The following is a 3,376-nucleotide window of genomic DNA, read 5'->3' as shown; positions in this document are numbered from 1 at the left end:
TTAAAGGAAGCTGATCTTTTTTGTCCGAACAGCGTTCGGATTAATTTTACAATCTACCATAAAAATATTTTATTTATCATTTTTTTTTGGATCGTTAAACTCTGTGTCCGGTGCTTCGTCATTCCAACCGGGAGCCGACTTTTTGTTTTTAGGTGTCCCAGCTTGGTTAGAAATATTTAGCTTTTTCTTGTTTTCCTTTTCAGTAGATTGAAAATTCTCTTTTTTCTCATTATTTGTTTTCTTATCATTAGACTTATTTTGAGTCATAATATTTTACCTCCTAATTACATGGTGTCCTGTTTATCATCAAGCATCTATATTTCTGCAACTCCATTAACTTCTATTACATACAAAGCTAAAACTAGATTGCAATTTTATGGTAACGTTTTATATTATGAACTGTCAAAAATAAAGTTTCTCTCGCAATCTCACGTAAAGTGAATCATTATAATTCAACTTATGTACCCCTTGTTCTAGAATAATTAATAGTAACAGCTTTGCATACAATAAAATTTTGAAATCAATTAGGTATTCTTACGTATTTAAAAATAAGAGATCGCTAAATAATATTGAGAGCGTAAAACATCTTGTGTAAATGCATAAAAGATTTCTGAATTGTATAGAAATAGGGAATGCCTTCCCTTATGATATTTAGTAACCACAGAAAACATCACAGGAGGCATTCCCCATGAATGAACTTACCACAGAAATTATCGCTGCACTAGCCCAAAAGCAAGATTTGGACGAAGTTTTTCGTCACCACCTCGAAATTGCGATTAACCAGCTGCTTCAAACCGAATTGGCAGAGTTTTTGGGTTACGAACGCTACTCATACGCTGGGATTAACACTGGTAATAACCGCAACGGCAGTTATGAGCGCTCGTTTGATACGAAGTACGGCCAACTTAACTTAACCATTCCTCGAGATCGCAATGGCCGGTTTGAAAATCATACCTTGCCAGCCTACGGTCGGCACAGTGATAATTTAGAAACAACGGTCATTCAGTTGTATACCAAGGGAATTACCACTGCTGAAATTGCCGAACTCATTGAGAAAATGTACGGTGCTCACTACTCCAAAGCCACGGTTTCCAACATGACTAAAGTCGTCAATGAACAGGTTCAAGCTTTCCAGCAACATCGACTGGCTTCACAATATGCGGCCATCTTCTTAGATGCCACTTACTTGCCGTTAAAGCGGGATACCGTTCAAAAAGAAGCCGTTCATATTGCGATTGGCATTCGTCCAGATGGTACGAAAGAAGTGCTGAACTACCAAGTGGCGCCAACGGAATCGACTGGAATCTGGACTGAACTGCTGGGAACCTTGATCAAGCAGGGCGTTAAAGATGTGCTGTTGTTTGTGGCCGATGGGTTAGTTGGTTTGGATGAAGGCTTGAATCGGCATTTCCCTAAAGCCAAACGACAACGTTGCCTGGTTCATGTTGGGCGGAATCTGATGAACAAAGTTCGCGTAAAAGACCGCAAGGCCGTGATCAGTGACTTTAAACAAGTTCATCGGGCCGCCAACCGCGAAGCAGCCGAACTGAAACTGAATGAGTTCGCCAACAACTGGCATCAGACCTATCCCAAATTAATCAAAGATCTGCTTAAAATGCCGAATTTGCTCACTTTCATGGACTTTCCACCAGCTATCCGGCAATCACTATACTCCACTAACCTGATTGAGAACTTTAATAAGCATCTCAAGCGCACCACCCACCACAAAGAACAATTTCCAACGGAAGATTCACTGGATCGCTTCCTGGTTTCTCAGTTTAATGTTTATAACGAGAAGTCTCTGAAGCGGATCCACCGAGGGTTCAAAGGACTCCAGGACACCTTGGAAGCATCATTTATTTAAGTTAGATACATATTATATGTACGAAGGCATTTCATTTACACAAGATTCTTGACGCTACCAAGAAATAAAAAGGGATCAGTAATATCATAATATTACTAATCCTAATATCACTATTTGTTTTGATCTATCAAGAAGAAATAGCCTTCATTTGTTAATTGGCTTTGGCTAATAGGTGCTTAAAATTTTTCTCTCTAACGCTTCTAGGAAGGAAACTTCGAATCTCGTCTTCGTTAAATCCGACTTGTAAAGTATTTCTATCAAAAATAATAGGACGTTTGATCATTTCAGGATGCTTAGTAAGCAACTGAATAAACTGTGATAAAGTCAGGCTCTCGATATCAACATTGAGTTTTTTAAATACTTTGCAACGTGTAGATACTAGATCCCAACAACCATTTTCTGTTAAGCTTAATAATAATTTGATTTCGGACGCATTCAGTGGTCGCCGAGACATATCTCTCTCTTGGAATGACACATGATGTTCTAATAACCAATGTTTAGCTTTACGACTTGAAGTACTACTTGGTGTTACTAGTAAATTTATCATTTTAAATTCCCTCCTTATACCATTAAAAAGTGGGCGTAAATATGATTGGGAACAACTGATTAATTAATACTAGGTTATCACATTTATAACAAAAGTAAAATGCTTAAAAATTTACATAAGCAAATCTCTAAATATTTCTGAATACGCTTTCTTATTTTATATCACATTTATCCAATGCTTTCAATAGAATTTTTGTTATTGAAGGCATATTTATTTTACTCCTTTTTACCCTGTGCCAAATAAATATTATTCGATAATGATACAAATTAAAATTGATAAAATTTTTCAATTGGCAAAATAATAATGGTTGCTCCCCCAACTCTAGCCATAGTGGGGAAAGATTGTCCTGATGGATCTCCATGAAAATTAATTGGTGGATTAACATACTGATCTCTCGCAGAACTGTTTTCTTTAATTAATTTTAATGTTAATTCAAATTGGTTATCTTTCACTGCTAAAAAATAAGTTGCATTTCCAGATCTCAGAAAGCCACCATTGCTTGAAAAACGTGTGGCCGAAATTTTATTGTCAACAAAGGCCGAGCGTAATTTATTAGCATCTTTATTTTGAACAATAACAATAATTAATCGCATAAGATTTCTCCTTTCATGACGTAAAAGTGGTCGTCTAATTGAATTTATTTTCCCCAATTAATTTAAAGAATGAATATGCTATATAATTTAGATTCAATTCTACGCTTAAATATTCTTAAGGTGAATTTTTATGTACCTAACCAAGAATATTTCATACTTAAAATTCGTAAATTATGAATTATTGGATAAATCTATTTATCTAAATAACGTTAAACATATATATTTTTCTTTATTAATTGTCTCAATCAAAAAAAGAGCATTTTGATTAAAAAACTGTTATTCTGATGTCAATAGAGGGAGGCGATCTTTTGAAAAATATTTATAAATTGCTCTACCTGATTATTATTATCATTCTATTTCCATTTGCAATTT

The 3,376-nt window shown here is 35.2% G+C and carries 4 protein-coding genes; 1 reads left to right on the top strand and 3 read right to left on the bottom strand.

What is annotated here, in order from left to right:
* Window positions 1-69: 69 nt before the first annotated feature.
* Window positions 70-267 carry a hypothetical protein gene (locus FC85_RS00030; RefSeq protein ID WP_057863536.1) on the bottom strand — a complete coding sequence of 66 codons (198 nt, stop codon included), beginning with the start codon at window positions 265-267 and terminating at the stop codon, window positions 70-72.
* Between the two features lie 421 nt (window positions 268-688).
* On the opposite strand from FC85_RS00030, the gene FC85_RS00025 reads away from it, so the two are divergent.
* On the top strand, window positions 689-1,864 hold the full coding sequence (locus FC85_RS00025; RefSeq protein ID WP_057863535.1) for an IS256 family transposase: 1,176 nt from the start codon (window positions 689-691) through the stop codon (window positions 1,862-1,864).
* Window positions 1,865-2,015: 151 nt separating this feature from the next.
* Here FC85_RS00025 and spx read toward each other — a convergent pair whose 3' ends face one another.
* Together spx and FC85_RS00015 are read right to left on the bottom strand one after the other, a co-directional pair.
* On the bottom strand, window positions 2,016-2,411 hold the full coding sequence (gene spx, locus FC85_RS00020; RefSeq protein ID WP_003561187.1) for a transcriptional regulator Spx: 396 nt from the start codon (window positions 2,409-2,411) through the stop codon (window positions 2,016-2,018).
* 266 nt (window positions 2,412-2,677) lie between these two features.
* Window positions 2,678-3,004 (bottom strand): cyclic-di-AMP receptor, encoded by a 327-nt coding sequence (locus tag FC85_RS00015; RefSeq protein WP_057863534.1) that lies wholly within the window; start codon window positions 3,002-3,004, stop codon window positions 2,678-2,680.
* Window positions 3,005-3,376 lie beyond the last annotated feature (372 nt).

This window comes from Lentilactobacillus diolivorans DSM 14421 (assembly GCF_001434255.1).
Classification (GTDB): domain Bacteria; phylum Bacillota; class Bacilli; order Lactobacillales; family Lactobacillaceae; genus Lentilactobacillus; species Lentilactobacillus diolivorans.
Note: the sequence above shows the minus strand (reverse complement) of the source record. Positions and strands in the feature narration are given on the sequence as shown.